We start from the raw sequence: 16244 nt of genomic DNA on the forward strand, positions 1-16244 counted from the left end.
GTATGACTCAATCTGTTGCATTCATTGGTTTAGGCGCTATGGGCTATCGTATGGCGGCGCATCTTCCTAAATATTTCGAAAACGTTTATGTCTGGAATCGAAATTTTAGTAAAGCAGAACAGCATGCAACAGAATATGGAACTCAAGCCGTTGAACTTGCTCAAGCGATACAGGCCGATATCATCTTTTCTTGTTTGCCGACTAGCGATGATGTTGAAGCATTAATCGAAGGTATTGAAATTAAGTCGGGCTCGATCTGGATTGACTGCACCAGTGGAGTGCCCGAAGCAGCACGCCGTCTGGATGAGAAATTAAAAGCACAAAATGTGGACTTTTTGGATGCACCCGTCAGTGGGCAAACGGTTGGCGCTGAAAATGCAACCTTAACCTTCATGGTGGGCGGCGATGTCAATGCTTTTGAACGTGCTTACCCGGCAATGGCAGCCGTCGGAAAATTAATTCAACATGTCGGTGAATCTGGTGCTGGCTTTGCGGTAAAAGCCATTAACAATATGTTGCTCGCTGTGAATTTATGGTCTGTTGCCGAAGGATTTAGTACCTTAAAAGCACATGGTGTCAATCTGGATGCCGCACTGAACTGTATTAATGCTTCTAGCGGCAAAAGTCTAGTTACCGAAACCATTTTCCCGCAGCGTGTATTAAGTCGTGAGTTTCCTGTGACGTTTGGACTTCCATTACTGGCGAAAGATACCGGGATTGCGCTTGATCTCGTCAAGGATGCCAAGCTCCCTGCTCCGATTTTGTCGTTAACGCAAAGTTTGATTCAAGCAGCGAATTTAACTGCTGAGCCCAATAGTGACTTCTCTGCAGCCGTTAAATTGTATGAGTCGTGGAGTAAAATTACCCTGAAATAAGAGAATTTTAGTGTAAAAGTCTTTTTAAAACATCAAAACCGCTCTATTGAGCGGTTTTTTAAAACATATAAAAAATTGTTATTTATAAAATTTATATATCAGACTCTCTTGAAAACCACCTCATCCACCGATGCACAAATCCTAATTTCATCACCAAGCGACCACTCTGCTGCTCTCGCCGCCATCGCAGCAGGTACACCATGCGATCCCGGCCCTGCTGGCACATCATATGTTGCATGGGCGTCATGTGGTAACAATACGTCATAACCAAGCTCTAATGCAGCACGTGCAGTTGCTGCAACACACATCTCGGATAGAACACCACATATTGCGAAAGACTTAATCTCGTGATCGTTCAATATCTGTTGAAGTAGGGTTCCATTAAAACCATTATCTTGATTTTTTCTTATGATAAATTCATGAGATTGTGGCGGAAAAAATAGCTCCCAACCAGCTTGGTATTGTTCATCTAAAGCCCCTATATCTCCATCATTTTGTAGGAAAATCACAGGGGCATTAGCTGACCTTGCTTTAGCAATCAAAATACGGATTGATGCAACCAGCTGCTCGGATTTAGGGACAGCTTCTACACCTGATACAAAAGCATTCTGCATATCTACAATAACCAATGCATCGACGATATTTTCTAGAATCAAAATAGTTATCTCCTATTGATCCATGAACAAGTTATTTATGGCTTTTATTTATTATTTACATCAATTTTGAAAACCTTGCCATTACATACTGAAACTGTATATATCTGCATATCTATTTCATATACATATTCAGTCGCTTCACATAAGCGACGACCTTCTTTATGTATAAAGTATCTTGGAGAGGTTTTACCCATTTTTTAGACAAATCGCTTTCACCCACGTGAATAAATTCGTAGGATGAATGCGTTGAATAAATCCAGCCGTGCTAGAAATTCTATAACTTAAAATAAGAAAACCCTCATATAAAATGAGGGCTTTCTTGATAATTCTGATCTAAATTATCCGTATTTTTTTGCAAACTCTTCATCACTTGAGCATAGATAAATGATGAATTCAATAAATGCGATAAGTGAAGGAATAAAAGTCCAACAAAAGATTAGATATAAAAATCCTTGCCCACACGCACAGAAAAATTTCCGTTTGACTCATTAATTTATTCCAATCTTTTATTTATTGCGTCGAGGTTCTCTCTACTATTAGGGGATACAAAAAACCCACGTCTAAACGTGGGTCAATGTCTTCAAGCAATAGCGAATAAATCTACACAGCCCCAACATATCGATAAATACTGCCGTCTTTGGGATTTTCAAAGAGTAAATCCATATTGGGTAGAAGAATCTCCCCTTCAACTTCAATGTGCTCAATTCGTTTAAAGAAGGGAATTTCTTGATCATTGACAGCTTTTACTTTGGCTGTCGCGATCTTCTCGGCCTCAAATTGATCCTTTACCTTAATTTTTATAGTGTTCATTAAAAACTCCAATTTTTTAAATTTTAAATACAACAGCGAAACGAAAATTTAGAACGATGAAATAGCTGAGTAAGCCAACGGCATCGCAAAGAAAGTTAAAACAAATGCTGCTGAACGTTGTAAGTTGCGTTGATTCAGCCAAGAGATTTTGTTGGAAATTAAAATAGATCCAAATGCAATCCATAAAAAAGCAATTGGAGTGATCAGTGCTAAGAACGTTCCCATATGAACAACATATTCATGTAGGTTGAGCCAAGCAGTGTGTGGAAAAATAGCTGAAGCAAATAATAAAGCTTTAGGATTAAGTAAGGTTGCTACAAACAAAGCCTTAGAGGTAATCAAAGGTTGATCCAAATCAAACTGTTTTGTTGAAGTAATCCATAACTTAATTGCCAAATAGATAATAAAAGTCGCACTCAGTAACTTAATGAGCGGTGGTAGCCAAGGCACAACGTGTGAAACAGACTCAAGTAAAAAGCCCCATGTCGTAATGGCAATAAAATAACCAATAACCTCTGCGGGGATCAATTTCAGTGAACCTTTAATACCCGTTTGGATTCCAGACGAAGCCAATAATGTATTCGTTGGACCTGGTGTTAGTAAGATCGTAATGATCAAACCAATAAATAGAAATGACACCATAGACAAATACCTTTGCTAAGTTTCGCAAACGCAATATGGCAAACTAAATCTAGTCTTGTCGACAAATTGGTTGTAACCAAAAATATTGTTTTCATTTTTTTACATTATAAATCAGTGTCTTATTTTATTAAAAATTAAATTCAGAACTTAATCAACTTCGCATAAAAACGAGATTAAAATCACATTTTCTTAATAATTCCATGTAGATAGCCCAGCTCTAGTTCACATAATATTTCAATTCTCAATAAAAGTTCATAGATAAAATAAAAGTATGAAGTCTGCGTACTTGGTTACAGACTAAAGTATACAAAGTATTGTTTTTTCTATATAACATGAGTTCAACCTTCAAAATGAGCGTACCCATGATGAAGTCTGTAAGGCTTTTATACGTAAGTAAAATTAAGAATATTGACTCGAACTTAAAAAAAGATTTGATTAAAATCCTCGATGAAGCTGTAGACTTTAATTATCGTAATGATATTAGAGGTGTTTTATATTATGGTCATGGCTATTTTGTACAATGCTTAGAAGGTCAAAAGAGCATCGTTGATGATTTATTTTATAACAAAATTGTGAAAGATAAACGCCATATCAATTGTGAAATTCTTTATTACACTGAGTGTGAGAATCAATTTTTTTCACAATGGTCTATGAAGTTTTCACCAGTCAACCAGAACATTTCAGACTTTTTCATGAAGTACCATTTAGAAGAATTCAACCCTTACCTGCTAACGGCTGAAACCGTTGAGAAATTTGTTTCTGTTTTAGCTGGTGAACCTGAATATGATGTACAAGCATATGTTTCGTGAGTGAATAAATTATTCATTGAAATTAAATGTCTAAAAGTACCCTTACCAGATAAATTTTACCAATCGGAATAAAATTTAACAAAAAAAAAATTGAATGAATTGCCCATTAGTGCTTATATATGTTGTGAAGAGGACGACCTCTTTGTTCAATTTTTCAAGCTTTGGGACGACCTAAAAATATTATTAATGAGGTGTCGAAATGGCTTGGGCTTATTTAATTTTAGCTGGTATTTTTGAAATCGTATGGGCATATTCTATGAAAATGTCTGATGGTTTTACCAAGCTCACCCCTAGCATCATTACCATTGTATTCATGATTTTGAGTTTCGGTTTACTGGCTGTCGCTATGAAGACCTTGCCTTTAGGCACTGCTTATACTATTTGGGTCGGAATCGGAGCTGTTGGTGCCTTCCTGATTGGAATATTCTTCTTACATGAACCTATGGGTTTTTTACGCCTATTAGCAGCAGCATCTATTGTATTCGGTGTGGTATTGATGAAAGTGACAACACCTTAGTTTTCAATTGTATAAGGCCCTCAATTGAGGGCTTTATACTACAGAATTCAATGCTAATTTTTATTTATTTTAATAGATATAAAATAAGCAATATCCAAATTAGAAAACCAACTGTAAGAATGTAAAGTGCTGTTGTATCAAATTTAGGATTCCTATCTGCGGGCATACATAGATTTGAGGTAGTAATGAATTCGGATGCACAATTAGAACACGCCCTTAATCCAATGGAACGCCAAACTTCGTAAACCCTAACTGGTATTTCGAACCCAGAACATTCTTCAAATATCTATTATTGCTTTATATGGCCTTAACCTCTTTTTAGAAACAGCTTTCTCTCAGCCTCCCGACGGCGAACTAATCCTTTTAAAACCTTACCACCACCCTTATTCCAAACCAAAAACTGGTCTGCCGCATCTTGGTACGCTAGTGCATTCAAATACTTTAGCAATGTCGAATTCTTAAAAGCATTGCTGCCAATGTTATATGCTAATGAAACCAGAGCATCAAATTGATTCTGAGAAAGTGGAACAGTGACAGCTTCATTTATAGCCTTTTGAAAGTACTTTAAATCATGTTGAAAAAAAGACTTTGCTTGCTCTAATGTACAATAATCCCCTTGCTTAACTCGAACACCTGTTGGATAAACTGTGGTACCAAATCCAATAGACCACACACCAACCCCATCATCATAGGCATGTAGCTTTAAATCCTCAAAGCTTGTGATAAGATTGATGCCATGAGCACTTATAGATATTTCAAAATCAAAGGCTGCACCTAACATATCGCCAGTATCATAAGCCGTTGCAACATTCATTTGCTTATCTTTAGCATCATTCCGTTTTTGAGGGTGCCTAACATCAATGAGCTTGCGGAAGTAATCCAAGATAGTCTTCATGATTCCTCACTTACCATTTTTTCACATCATTCCATCTAACCAAATAAATCCACAATATCATTCATAAAGATTGAAAACCGTATATTAACGCTAAATACATCAAAGCACTGACAATCCTTAACGTTCAACATTTGCATTAATCATCTCTAACCAACCGATCAAAACCTATTGAATGTAACAATATGCTGAATAATCACAATGTCTCTTTAATCGACATTTATCAAAGCCTACCAATTAATCTTCATTCAATTGCCTTCAGCCAACATACTAGCTAAAATTACGCTTGCAGGAGCGAGGACTTCCCGATGGATGTATTCATACTTCACAGGGTTCCTGCCGTTGGGCCAATTTTAACCGGGTCTGCTTCCGCAAAGGTAACGCCTTGGGAAGCCTAAAGAACGAAGGACGCCGCCCCTAACAGTTTCCTTTGAAACTGAGTAGGATAAAAGAATCATGGTCACAGTGAAGTCTTTATTAAGAGCCCAAACTATGGGCTTTTATTTTGTAATCCTTAATAATTTTGTTTTATCATTCAATTTGAGGCAACAGACTCTCCCTTCTAGCTCCACTTTCCATACTTTAAACTGCATAGTAAATTCAGGGTTATATACAATTAAAAAGCCCACTCAATGAGTGGGCTTCCCCTTAATTCTTTTTGCGCTGAATGAAGGTTATTGTTGTTTAGTTATTATCAAACAACAAGGCAAATATAGATAAAAGTGTGACGCAAATCAACAAATTTATGCTTATTTTAAGAAAATTTTAAAGCTGAGCTACATAATGAGCTATTGTAGCTCAGTTTAGGCAAAACTCATTTCTTCTTGTTGAACTTGGCTATCAGCACAAGAGAAGCATTAGCTAATCATAAGCACTAGAGCTAAAAAGCCTACCTTTCGATGAGCATTTAAACGAACTGAATTTATTCTCCAACTGGAACTGATAATTTAAGCTGATTATTTTTTTTGCTCTAAAGGCATATGATTTTGCTGGGTAATTTTTTGTTGATAATCTCGGTCTGATATGACGCCTCTATTTCGAGCCTTCTGCAGTGAATTTAATTGTTGCTCATATTCATACGCATTTAAAGCACGAGTATCATTGTTTTTTAGAAGATATTGAGATCGTTCAAATGGGCTCATATTAGATGTATTTGACCGAGTTTCATACATCTTCGCCGCATTTACATCACGCTGATTTAGACGATCTTGTTCTTGTTGCTTTGCTGACTCAAAGAAATCAACATGCTCACGACTTTTGATCTCATATTCAGGTATGTCATTTTTTAAGATTAAAAGTGATGGAGGCTTATTAAACAAATCATCAGCACTATACACAGAAACAGTCACAACTGAATTTATTAGAAATATTAATATTTTTTTCATTAAGTATACTCAATATAAAATAAATAAAGACAAGGATATATTTTATAATTTCTACACAATTCTTTCAAATTTAAACACTAAAGACCAACACATCAAGAATCTTGTCGGTAAGTAATTTTATCCATTCTATTGGTACAATACTTGTATTTCTCCTCTTTATTTTCAATACCGACCGTATGAACACATGAACAAAAAAGTAGTACTTTGTTATGCTCAATGTTGCTTGGTACATCTACCCCATAACATTTACTGTCAATTTCGCTTAGTCGGGGCGCCATAATCCATTTACCTGAGTAAAAGGGATAGCCGAGTCCCCCTATAACAATAATGATCAAGATAAGGATAGCAAGGTTAGTTTTAATATATTTCAGCATTTTTCATATTCTTGTTAAAAAACTTAGCTTTCAATGGCGTTTAGATAATAAATCAAAAAATTAATTTAAAAAACCACATAAATATCAATCAATTATATTTAAATCTAAGACGCTACGCAATCAAAAGATTAGAATTACTTCCAATGCAAGTCCTGTATTCACTATAATAGCCGTGCAGGAGCAAGGACTTCCCGATGGTTGTATTGATACTTCACAGGGTTCCTGCCGTTGGGTCAGTAATTTTACTCCCATTGACACAAGCGGTAATTAACAATTATTTAAATTGATTAAGATAAGCCCGTAGTCAATCGAAAGAACGAAGGACGCCACCGCAAAGGCTCACTATTTAGTGAGCCTTTATTTTTTTAATCCGCGTTGACTCTTATTCATTCTAAATATTTTGAATAAAGCATTCACGATCCAATTTTTATGATTTCAAATCCATTTACAATCTTCATTGTTTATTCTGCAATTGAACAAAATACAACCCAGAATATCATTTACATTTTATTTTGTTAAAACTCATATAGCAGTAATCAATATATAAATAAACCTTTAAAAAGAGTGAAATACTATAAAACAAGCAATTTAATGCACAATAAAAATCATCTTAATCAGTTGTTTTATATAGAATTATAATAAAGCTCTTGATATATAAGGCTTTTCCATATTATAAGGATAAATTATGGAGTAAACTTACACTCGTACCATACAGTTTCATTGAAATTTCATTAATAAACCTTATATTGGTATATACGTAGCGATCAAGCGCCATATGGATCTACTTCATACAGCATTGATTTATACTTTTTTGATTAGAGGAACACCTCATGAATAAGTTAATGGTTGCGGTTTTTGCTGGCTTAATAACCCTTACAGGTTTTAGTGTACAAGCTGCAACACCAGAACAAGAATGTAAAAAGTTACAGGATGACTCGAACCTGATCTATGCATCTAAAGGATTCTGTTTTAAAGACGCTGATGCTAAAGCGAAGTTTGGTAACGAAAATTGCCATACGACTAAGCCAAAGTTTTCTGATAAAGAACAACAACGTCTTGATGAAATCAAAGCTCGTCAAAAAGAGCTTAACTGCAAATAAGCAGCCAAATATCGTGTTTTAAACGCTCCAATTCACTCTCTGATCACGGAGAGTGAATGCTATTATTGAAAAAATAAGCCTATCTAAAGGATGAATCATGGCATACGATGACCAAAATATTTTTGCACGAATCCTTCGTGGTGAATTACCTGCAATCAAAATCTATGAAGATGATCAGGTTCTCGCGTTTATGGATATCATGCCCCAAGCAGATGGTCATGCTTTAGTGATTCCAAAGACACCAGCAGTTACCTTATTGGACCTCCCTGCCGATGCGGCTGCATATACCATCCAGATCGTGCAGAAAATTGCCAAAGCAATGGAAACTGCCTTAGATGCCAAAGGTATCGTACTTATGCAGCTTTCTGGTGCAGCAGCGGGACAAACCGTCCCTCATGTGCATTTCCATCTGATCCCTAGTTCAGTGCATGAACTTGGTCGCCATGCGGCAAAAATGGGTGATCAAGAAAAAATTACAGCACTCGCTGAAAAAATCAAAGCTGCACTTTAAGTTCTTATTTTTATAAAGACGGAGTTTTTACTCCGTTTTTTTTGTTTGCTAATTACATAAAAAACAATAAGAAATATAATTATTACTAAATATGAATCGTCATCAAACTGTCATTTTTCTTTCACTTCTCTGTCACAAAGTTTACCGATACTGCATACAAGTCAGTGAGCTATGTAACTTTATGTACATAAGCAAGCTCATAACAGTAACTAAGGCATCAGCCATTTACAAAAAGTGTTTTGGAGAAATCTCAATGAAAAAATTGCTTCTTGCTGCTACTGTAGCAACTTTAGCCATGAATGCAGCGCAAGCAGCACCAACATTGTATGGTAAGCTCAATGTGACTTTAGACCAAATTGATAATAATGGCTTTAAAGACGAAAGCGTAACTAAAGTAAACTCAAACGCTTCTCGTATCGGGGTGAAAGGCGAAGAAAAACTGACTGATAATCTTTCTGCAGTTTACTTGATTGAATGGCAATTTAATGCGGATGGTGATGGCGATCAATCATTCAGCAACCGTAACCGTTATGTCGGTATTAAATCTGAAGGTATTGGTACTTTAAAAGTCGGTCAGTTCGATTCTTACTTTAAGAATGCAGCAGGTAACAACCAAGATATTTTTAACGATCACAATGAGTTAGATATGACAGCTATCTTAGCTGGTGAAGATCGCTTAAAGAACGTAATTGGTTTTGAAACTGATAAGAAATTACTAGGTGGTTTAGCATTTAACATCATGTTCCAACAAGGTGAAGAATCTTCATCCGCTAACAGTGCCGCTAAAGGTAAAAAAGGCAGCCGCGATGGTTTCGGTGATGGTGTATCAACCTCTATCACTTATGAAAACAAAAACATTGGTTTAGCTGCAGCTGTTGCTGGTAACTTTGGCGTAGCGTCAAAATATAGCGCATATAGCTTAACTGATATTTATACTGATGCAATTCGTGTAACAGGTTCTTTAGACTTAGCACCTGCAGGTGTTGATGGCCTAGTGTTTGGTGCATTATGGCAAACTGCGCAACCAACTGATGATACTGTAACTACAAGTGCTGGCACACCTGCTGTTGTAACGTCTTATAAAGGCTTGCAAGAAGATGCTTATGGCTTAACAGCTGCGTATACAATTCCATCAACACCAATCAAGTTAAAAGCAGAATATATCTCTGCAACAACTGAATCTAATGGTCGTGATGATCGTAAACAAGACCTTTATGGTGTAGGTGCTGACTACCAAATCAACAAACAAACACGTTTCTACGGCATTGTAGGTCAACAAAAACGTGATTGGTTAGTGAAAGATGATAAGAAAACAACCATCGGTTTTGGTATGGAATATAACTTCTAATTTGAAGCTACCTCCTATCTTATAAGAAAAAGGGCGATCTTGATCAGCCCTTTTTCTTTTGTATTACACTGACAATACTTTGATATTTCCTAACTCGGGAGCTCCCATCAAAAAAAGCCTTTGATAATTTTACGGAAACTCTGAATAACAGGATCTTTAGTTCTGCCTCGTCTAAAAATAAGTGAAAATGGTGCTGTATAACCAAATGTTGCTGGAAGTAGTACTTTTAAGCGTTGTTGCTCCACCCAATATTGAGCAAAATGCTCTGGCAAATAACCAATATATTGCCCTGATAAAATAAGCACCAATTGCGCTTCCATCGAATCAACTGTAGCAAAAGAATGCTTAAATCCTTGTTTGGCCAATTCGGTATGACTCCAATAACCACGGCTGACCATTTTTTCACGCCGAATGATTTCTGCCGTTAGACCTTGCTGCTTATATAAGGGATGTGTGTCACTACAAAACAACCATTGCTGTTCTTTGTGCAAAGCTTGATACATCACGCCATTCATTTTAAGAAAAAAAGATCCAATCGCAACATCAAAACGATTTTCCAAAATCCCCATCTGTAACTCATAGGGAGATTGCACCTGCAATTTAATATAAATATTTGGATTCTGTTCTGAAAACTGTTGGATGATTTGATCTAAAGGAATATTTCGATCTGTCACCATCGAATCCAGCATTCCTATTTTAATGGTACCCGTCAGTTCGCCTTTGATCTGTGCAGTGTGTCTAGAAAAATTTTCTAACTCATTGAGTATGCGCTTGGCTTCCTGAAAAAACATTTCACCTTTTTGAGTTATTGCAAAACCACCACGTCCACGTTCACATAACTTGAAGCCGACCATATGTTCCAATTGATTCATATAGGTACTAATTGCCGAGGTTGATAGGTTGAGCTCTTGTTGGGCATTTGCAAACCCTTGATTCTTTACAATACTGACAAAAATTCGAACTAACTTGATATCCATATGCGTCATGGCTTTTATCCCAATTTTCCCTCTGCCTCACTTCATCTTAAAACATTCTTGTAAAACTTAGTTTAGAAAAATCAAAACTAAGTTTTTAAAAAATAGGATTTAACCCTATTCCGAGCTGATCAATAAATAAGAAAAAGGAGAAGCAAATGAACAAGCGCTTAAATCAACCGCTCGGTGGTAATGAAATGCCGCGTTTTGGTGGCATTGCCTCAATGTTACGCCTACCAGTTGTCGATAATGATGCAGGTTTGGCCGAACTGGATGCGGCTTTTATCGGGATTCCTCTAGATATAGGTACATCTTTACGCTCTGGTACGCGTTTTGGCCCTCGGCAAATTCGTGCTGAATCGGTCATGATTCGCCCATATAACATGGCAACTGGCGCAGCACCATTTGATTCACTCAATGTGGCTGATATTGGTGATGTCCCGATCAACACCTTTAATTTGACAGAAGCAGTGCGCATTATCGAAGAACATTACGATCGCGTACTGGCCCATCCGATTATTCCGCTCACGATTGGTGGTGATCACACGCTGACCCTTCCAATCCTGCGTGCGATTCATAAAAAACATGGGCCTGTTGGTTTGGTTCATATCGATGCGCATGCAGACGTCAATGATGAGATGTTTGGTGAAAAAGTTGCACATGGCACCACTTTTCGACGGGCTGCCGAAGAAGGACTACTTGATTGTCAGCGCGTTGTGCAAATTGGTTTACGGGCTCAAGGCTATAGTGCAGATGACTTCAATTGGAGTCGACGACAAGGCTTTCGCGTGGTTCAAGCAGAAGAATGCTGGCATAAATCACTCGCACCCTTAATGGAGGAAGTAAGAGCACAAGTTGCTGGAGGTCCTGTCTATTTATCTTTTGATATTGATGGGATTGATCCTGCTTGGGCACCAGGTACAGGAACCCCTGAAATTGGTGGCTTGACCACGATTCAAGCCATGGAAATTATTCGTGGCTGTCAAGGATTGGATCTAATCGGCTGTGATTTGGTCGAAGTCTCTCCACCTTACGACACGACAGGCAATACCTCATTACTTGGTGCGAATCTGCTGTATGAAATGCTATGCGTACTCCCTGGAGTGAAGATACGCAAATAATTTCCCGCGATAAAACAAGAAAAACATATGGATAAATATAGGTCGATAAGGAATGAAAAAAGATCAATCAAAACGGGCTGCTGCCGCAGCCTTCGTGGGTACAACTATTGAGTTTTATGACTTTTATGTTTATGCCACAGCTGCAGCTCTCGTGCTCGGCTTGGTATTTTTCCCTGAAACCGATCCAGTCACTGGAACTTTAGCGGCTTTTGCAACCTTTGCTGTCGGTTTTATTGCCAGACCGATTGCTGCTGTTATTTTCGGACATTTAGGCGATAAATTAGGCCGCAAAAAAATGTTGTTATTTACCATGCTGCTGATGGGGATTGCCACCACTGGAATCGGCTTGATTCCTAGTTATGCGCATATCGGAATTTGGGCACCTGTTCTACTGATTGTGCTGCGCTTTCTGCAAGGATTATCGGTCGGTGGTGAATGGGGTGGCGCAGTGCTCATGGCCAGTGAACATGCTCCTGCCCATAAAAAAACTTTTTTCGCCTCTTTTGCGCAAATGGGCAGCCCAGCAGGTTTAATTCTGTGCCTTTTGGTCTTTAAGGGTATTACGTCTTTGGATGAACAAGCCTTACTGAGCTGGGGCTGGCGTGTGCCCTTTTTACTCAGCTTTGTATTTATGCTCATTGGTCTAGCCATCCGTCTAGGTGTAGAAGAATCCCCTGAATTTAAACAGATGCAAGCCAAACAAGAAATAGCCAAATATCCAGTAAAAGAGTTGCTTAAAAACTATTGGCCTCAAGTGGTTTTTGCTGGACTGGCGATTACCATTGGGACAGCGGGTTTCTTTTTCACCAATACCTTCATGATTAGCTATGTCACCCAATATATGGGGATCAGCCGCCCCACGATTTTAGATGCTTTGTTTTGGGTCACCCTATTTGAATTTTTAGCCATGCCAATTGCAGCTTGGTATGCCAGTAAAGTGGGGACACATCGTTTTCTGTTCTGGGCTGCAATCCTCTGCATCGCCATTCCATATCCAATGTTTATGCTGGTGAGTACCCAAAATATCTATTACATCGTGTTGGGGATTACGCTTGCGGTCATTGCGCTGTCTTCTTTATATGCCGTTGTCGCTGGCTTTATGGCGGAAGCTTTTCCTGCACATGTCCGTTATTCAGGGATTTCCATTTCCTATCAAATGATTGCGGCAATCACCAGTGGAACCACACCCATCATTGGCACTTTGTTGGCTCAACATTATGCAGGCCAATGGCTACCTTTGGCGTTCTTATTTAGTTTTCTCTCGCTGCTGTCCCTCATTGGCATTTGTGGCATTACCCGATTAAGACAAAAGCAACTTTCTCAGGAACAGGCTGAACAAAAGCACATCAGCCCCCAACAAGCCGCTTAATGGATGAGCAAACAAGCAAACCTGAACCTGATAAATGGATATTAAGAGTAGCGCATTATGCATAGAGATCGTTCTAAACAGATTACAACAATCGAAAGTTATGGTATCGAAGAAATACCTGCACATGCCCGTACAGCAAGCCCTTTTGATCTATTTCGTTTAAGTTTTGGTGGCGCCAATACCTTTTCGACCTGTGTCTTAGGCAGCTTCCCGATTGTATTTGGCCTTTCTTTTCAAGCTGGATTCTGGGCAATCTTGTGTGGGGTTATCTTGGGGGCCTGCATCTTAGCGCCAATGGGAATTTTTGGTGCACGTACAGGAACCAATAACGCCGTGGCTTCTGCTGCCCATTTTGGTGTGCGTGGCAGAGTTGTCGGCTCATTTTTATCCTTACTCACTGCCATCGCATTTTTTTCGCTCTCCGTGTGGAGTTCTGGCGATGCACTGATTGGTGCAACCCAACGCCTATTTGACAGTTCTTATCAAAGTAACTGGCTATATGGATTGGTCTATAGTGGCTTTGCCTTATTGGTGCTTACGATTTGTATCTATGGCTTTCGCTTTATGCTACTGGTGAACCGAGTGGCCGTGATTGCATCAAGTCTATTATTCTTTTTAGGTCTGTTTGCTTTTTCCAAGCAATTTGATTCAACTTACGCAGGACAAATTCAACTCGGACAAGCTGGATTTTGGGCAGCTTTCACAGGTGCAGTCTTGATTGCATTCAGTAACCCAATTTCCTTTGGTACTTTCTTAGGGGGCTGGTCGCGCTATATTCCGAAAGAAACAGCCTCCCATAAAATCATGGCAGCCGTATTTGCTTCACAGCTTGCAACCTTAATTCCCTTTCTGTTTGGTCTAGTCACCGCCAGCATTGTTGCTCGTAGTGCTCCCATGTTTATTGAACAAAATAATTACATCGCAGGACTGATTCAAATTGCGCCAGCTTGGTACTTTATTCCATTGTGTTTAATTGCACTGATTGGTGGTTTATCTACTGGAACTACAGCCTTGTACGGTACGGGTTTGGACATGTCGAGTCTTTTTCCAAAATCACTCACACGTGTTAAAGCCACGATCTGGGTTGGCCTATTGTCCATCCTGTTTATTTTTCTAGGTCGTTTTGCAGCGAATCTAACCCAAAGCGTCATGACTTTTGCCACTCTAATTGTGGTGTGTACCAGTCCATGGATCATCATTATGATTATCGGATTTATCACACGGAAAGGTTACTATAAAAATGATGATTTACAGGTGTTTGCAAATGGCCTAAAGGGTGGCATTTACTGGTTTCACCATGGCTGGAATTGGCGTGGCATCATCGCATGGATACCCAGTGCGGTTATCGGTTTATGCTTTGTGCATTTACCAGATCAGTTCATTGGTATTTGGGGACATTTATTCAACGGTCTTGATTTGAGTTTACCGATCAGTATTACACTTGCAGCACTGCTTTATATTTCACTGCTCAAACTGTTCCCTGAGCCAAGTAATGTATACAAAGCAACATCTAGCGCGAAAAAGGCCAAGCAGCAATGTAATCGATCATTGCTGTCAGAATAGCAATGATGTAGATATATAACTTAGAAAAAAGCCTGCTCAAGAGAACAGGCTTTTTCCGCATCGATTTTTTTACTTTTTAAGGAAACCACTCACCAAATTCAACACTTGCTGAATATCTTGGTTGGCTTCTTGTGGATTGGTACTGCTACCTTGTGGTGTTAAAGAATCAATCACTTGCGGTAATACTGAAGCAATTGCACCATAGATGGCTTGTTTCGGTGCTTGAGTTTGTTGTGCAACTTGTTCTACATCTTGGTCATCAAATAAACTTTGAATATTTTGCTCTGGCACATCTTGTGCATTTTGTTGCTGTGGATCTACCCAACTTTGCACTTGATTCGATAAACCAGCATTTTTTAGTTTATCCAATGCACCTTGTAAACCGCCTTGTTTTTGAATCCAAGCTAACACCAATGGTAAAACTGCAATCAATAAAGTTTGTGCGGTATTACCGCCAGCTGCATTACTTTGGGTTGAAGTATTTCCACCACCCAATTGCCCTAAAACTGAACCCAAGATACCGCCCAAACCACCTTGCTGGCTTTGGGTATTTTGCTGTTGCCCACCAAGTTGACCTAAAACAGAACCTAAAATTCCACCTAAACCACCTGCTTGGCCTGATTGTTGCTGACCGCCTAAAGCTTGCTTTGCTAAAATTTCAACAATGTTGGTTAAATCAGTCATGACTTAAACTTTCCTTTGGAATTATTTATCCAAAAAGCATACGCTGCTTTGAAAGCACAAAACAAAGTTAAATTGTTAAATTTTGCAAGAACTTGCAACTCTTTCCAGCCTGATTATTTTACCAGCGGAATTTATTCCAATTCTCAGGATTCGCCCAGAACTTGGAGTTAAACCAGTCAGGTACATGCTTATAAGTCAAAATATTAAATTGCCATAAAGCAAAATCACTGCCGTGTGTGGTTTTATCAATCAATTGAGTAAAGCCAAGCGAACGCAATAACTTTTCATCGCCCAGTTTACTGACCACGACAATTCGTTTGGCCATCAGGTCACGTAACTTCACCAACAGCTGTGATTTTTGCGTTTCGGTGATATTTTGCATTTCTTCTGTATCAAATAATACAAAACCTAAATCATAACGCTGCGTAAATGGCAGACTTAAAAAGTCAGTTACGCTAAAATAATGCCATTGAATTGAAGCATTTTGGTCAATCTGCTGACCTATACAAAGTGCAGTATGAATGGGCTGTTCTTGAGATAAATCGTCTAGCATAGAAGTGATGACATTTTGTTCAGCCATAACTGCAACCCTTGATTGAAAAGATGAGAGTTTA

17 protein-coding genes and 2 pseudogenes are annotated in these 16244 nt (G+C 38.5%); 9 read left to right on the plus strand and 10 right to left on the minus strand.

What is annotated here, in order from left to right; genetic code table 11:
* Positions 1-2: 2 nt before the first annotated feature.
* Positions 3-875, plus strand: coding sequence for an NAD(P)-dependent oxidoreductase (locus A7P54_RS06670; protein ID WP_171549070.1), 873 nt, complete (start codon positions 3-5; stop codon positions 873-875).
* 98 nt (positions 876-973) lie between these two features.
* Here A7P54_RS06670 and A7P54_RS06675 read toward each other — a convergent pair whose 3' ends face one another.
* The 4 genes and pseudogenes from A7P54_RS06675 to A7P54_RS06685 form a co-directional block, all read right to left on the minus strand.
* The gene (locus A7P54_RS06675) at positions 974-1531 is read right to left on the minus strand and encodes an isochorismatase family protein (protein ID WP_171549071.1); all 558 of its coding nucleotides are present in this window, start codon (positions 1529-1531) and stop codon (positions 974-976) included.
* A 44-nt stretch (positions 1532-1575) separates the two neighbouring features.
* Positions 1576-1772: pseudogene (locus A7P54_RS19060) on the minus strand (hypothetical protein); the annotation flags it as partial.
* A 359-nt stretch (positions 1773-2131) separates the two neighbouring features.
* A complete protein-coding gene (locus tag A7P54_RS06680; protein WP_004807234.1) occupies positions 2132-2341 on the minus strand; it encodes a hypothetical protein in 210 nt (69 codons plus the stop codon).
* A 48-nt stretch (positions 2342-2389) separates the two neighbouring features.
* On the minus strand, positions 2390-2983 hold the full coding sequence (locus A7P54_RS06685; protein WP_005203518.1) for a LysE family transporter: 594 nt from the start codon (positions 2981-2983) through the stop codon (positions 2390-2392).
* 365 nt (positions 2984-3348) lie between these two features.
* Here A7P54_RS06685 and A7P54_RS06690 point away from each other — a divergent pair, with 365 nt between their 5' ends.
* The gene (locus tag A7P54_RS06690; RefSeq protein WP_026057554.1) at positions 3349-3792 is read left to right on the plus strand and encodes a BLUF domain-containing protein; all 444 of its coding nucleotides are present in this window, start codon (positions 3349-3351) and stop codon (positions 3790-3792) included.
* Between the two features lie 199 nt (positions 3793-3991).
* Positions 3992-4309, plus strand: coding sequence for a multidrug efflux SMR transporter (locus tag A7P54_RS06695; protein WP_004807239.1), 318 nt, complete (start codon positions 3992-3994; stop codon positions 4307-4309).
* A gap of 307 nt (positions 4310-4616) precedes the next feature.
* Here the strand turns inward: A7P54_RS06695 and A7P54_RS06700 are convergent, their stop codons facing one another.
* The 3 genes and pseudogenes from A7P54_RS06700 to A7P54_RS18950 all read right to left on the minus strand — a co-directional run bounded on the left by A7P54_RS06700 (position 4617) and on the right by A7P54_RS18950 (position 6960).
* A complete protein-coding gene (locus A7P54_RS06700; RefSeq protein ID WP_171549072.1) occupies positions 4617-5204 on the minus strand; it encodes a lysozyme in 588 nt (195 codons plus the stop codon).
* 919 nt (positions 5205-6123) lie between these two features.
* A pseudogene (locus A7P54_RS06705) lies at positions 6124-6586 on the minus strand (hypothetical protein).
* A gap of 92 nt (positions 6587-6678) precedes the next feature.
* Positions 6679-6960, minus strand: a complete 282-nt coding sequence (locus A7P54_RS18950; protein WP_005315605.1) for a hypothetical protein — start codon at positions 6958-6960, stop codon at positions 6679-6681.
* An 830-nt stretch (positions 6961-7790) separates the two neighbouring features.
* Here A7P54_RS18950 and A7P54_RS06710 point away from each other — a divergent pair.
* The 3 genes from A7P54_RS06710 to A7P54_RS06720 all read left to right on the plus strand — a co-directional run bounded on the left by A7P54_RS06710 (position 7791) and on the right by A7P54_RS06720 (position 9919).
* Positions 7791-8060, plus strand: coding sequence for a YARHG domain-containing protein (locus A7P54_RS06710; protein ID WP_004807247.1), 270 nt, complete (start codon positions 7791-7793; stop codon positions 8058-8060).
* Positions 8061-8157: 97 nt separating this feature from the next.
* Positions 8158-8571, plus strand: a complete 414-nt coding sequence (locus A7P54_RS06715) for an HIT family protein (RefSeq protein ID WP_005315619.1) — start codon at positions 8158-8160, stop codon at positions 8569-8571.
* A gap of 253 nt (positions 8572-8824) precedes the next feature.
* Positions 8825-9919, plus strand: coding sequence for a porin (locus A7P54_RS06720; protein WP_171549074.1), 1095 nt, complete (start codon positions 8825-8827; stop codon positions 9917-9919).
* A gap of 107 nt (positions 9920-10026) precedes the next feature.
* Here A7P54_RS06720 and A7P54_RS06725 read toward each other — a convergent pair whose 3' ends face one another.
* Positions 10027-10905, minus strand: coding sequence for a LysR family transcriptional regulator (locus A7P54_RS06725; protein ID WP_171549075.1), 879 nt, complete (start codon positions 10903-10905; stop codon positions 10027-10029).
* Positions 10906-11051: 146 nt separating this feature from the next.
* Here A7P54_RS06725 and speB point away from each other — a divergent pair, with 146 nt between their 5' ends.
* The 3 genes from speB to A7P54_RS06740 are packed head-to-tail and all read left to right on the plus strand — an operon-like array spanning position 11052 to position 14946.
* Positions 11052-12014: an agmatinase gene (gene speB, locus A7P54_RS06730; RefSeq protein ID WP_005315626.1), complete on the plus strand. Its 963-nt coding sequence runs from the start codon at positions 11052-11054 to the stop codon at positions 12012-12014.
* Between the two features lie 52 nt (positions 12015-12066).
* Positions 12067-13383, plus strand: coding sequence for an MFS transporter (locus A7P54_RS06735; protein WP_171549076.1), 1317 nt, complete (start codon positions 12067-12069; stop codon positions 13381-13383).
* Positions 13384-13440: 57 nt separating this feature from the next.
* Positions 13441-14946, plus strand: a complete 1506-nt coding sequence (locus A7P54_RS06740; protein ID WP_171549077.1) for a cytosine permease — start codon at positions 13441-13443, stop codon at positions 14944-14946.
* 69 nt (positions 14947-15015) lie between these two features.
* On the opposite strand, the gene A7P54_RS06745 is transcribed toward A7P54_RS06740, so the two are convergent.
* Both A7P54_RS06745 and A7P54_RS06750 read right to left on the minus strand, forming a co-directional pair.
* Entirely contained in the window at positions 15016-15630 is a 615-nt protein-coding gene (locus A7P54_RS06745; RefSeq protein ID WP_171549078.1) for a YidB family protein, read from the minus strand.
* Between the two features lie 118 nt (positions 15631-15748).
* Complete coding sequence (locus tag A7P54_RS06750) at positions 15749-16210, minus strand: DUF6231 family protein (RefSeq protein ID WP_016540206.1); 462 nt, start codon at positions 16208-16210, stop codon at positions 15749-15751.
* Positions 16211-16244: the final 34 nt, after the last annotated feature.

This window comes from Acinetobacter sp. Ac_3412, from assembly GCF_013072675.1.
GTDB lineage: Bacteria > Pseudomonadota > Gammaproteobacteria > Pseudomonadales > Moraxellaceae > Acinetobacter > Acinetobacter higginsii.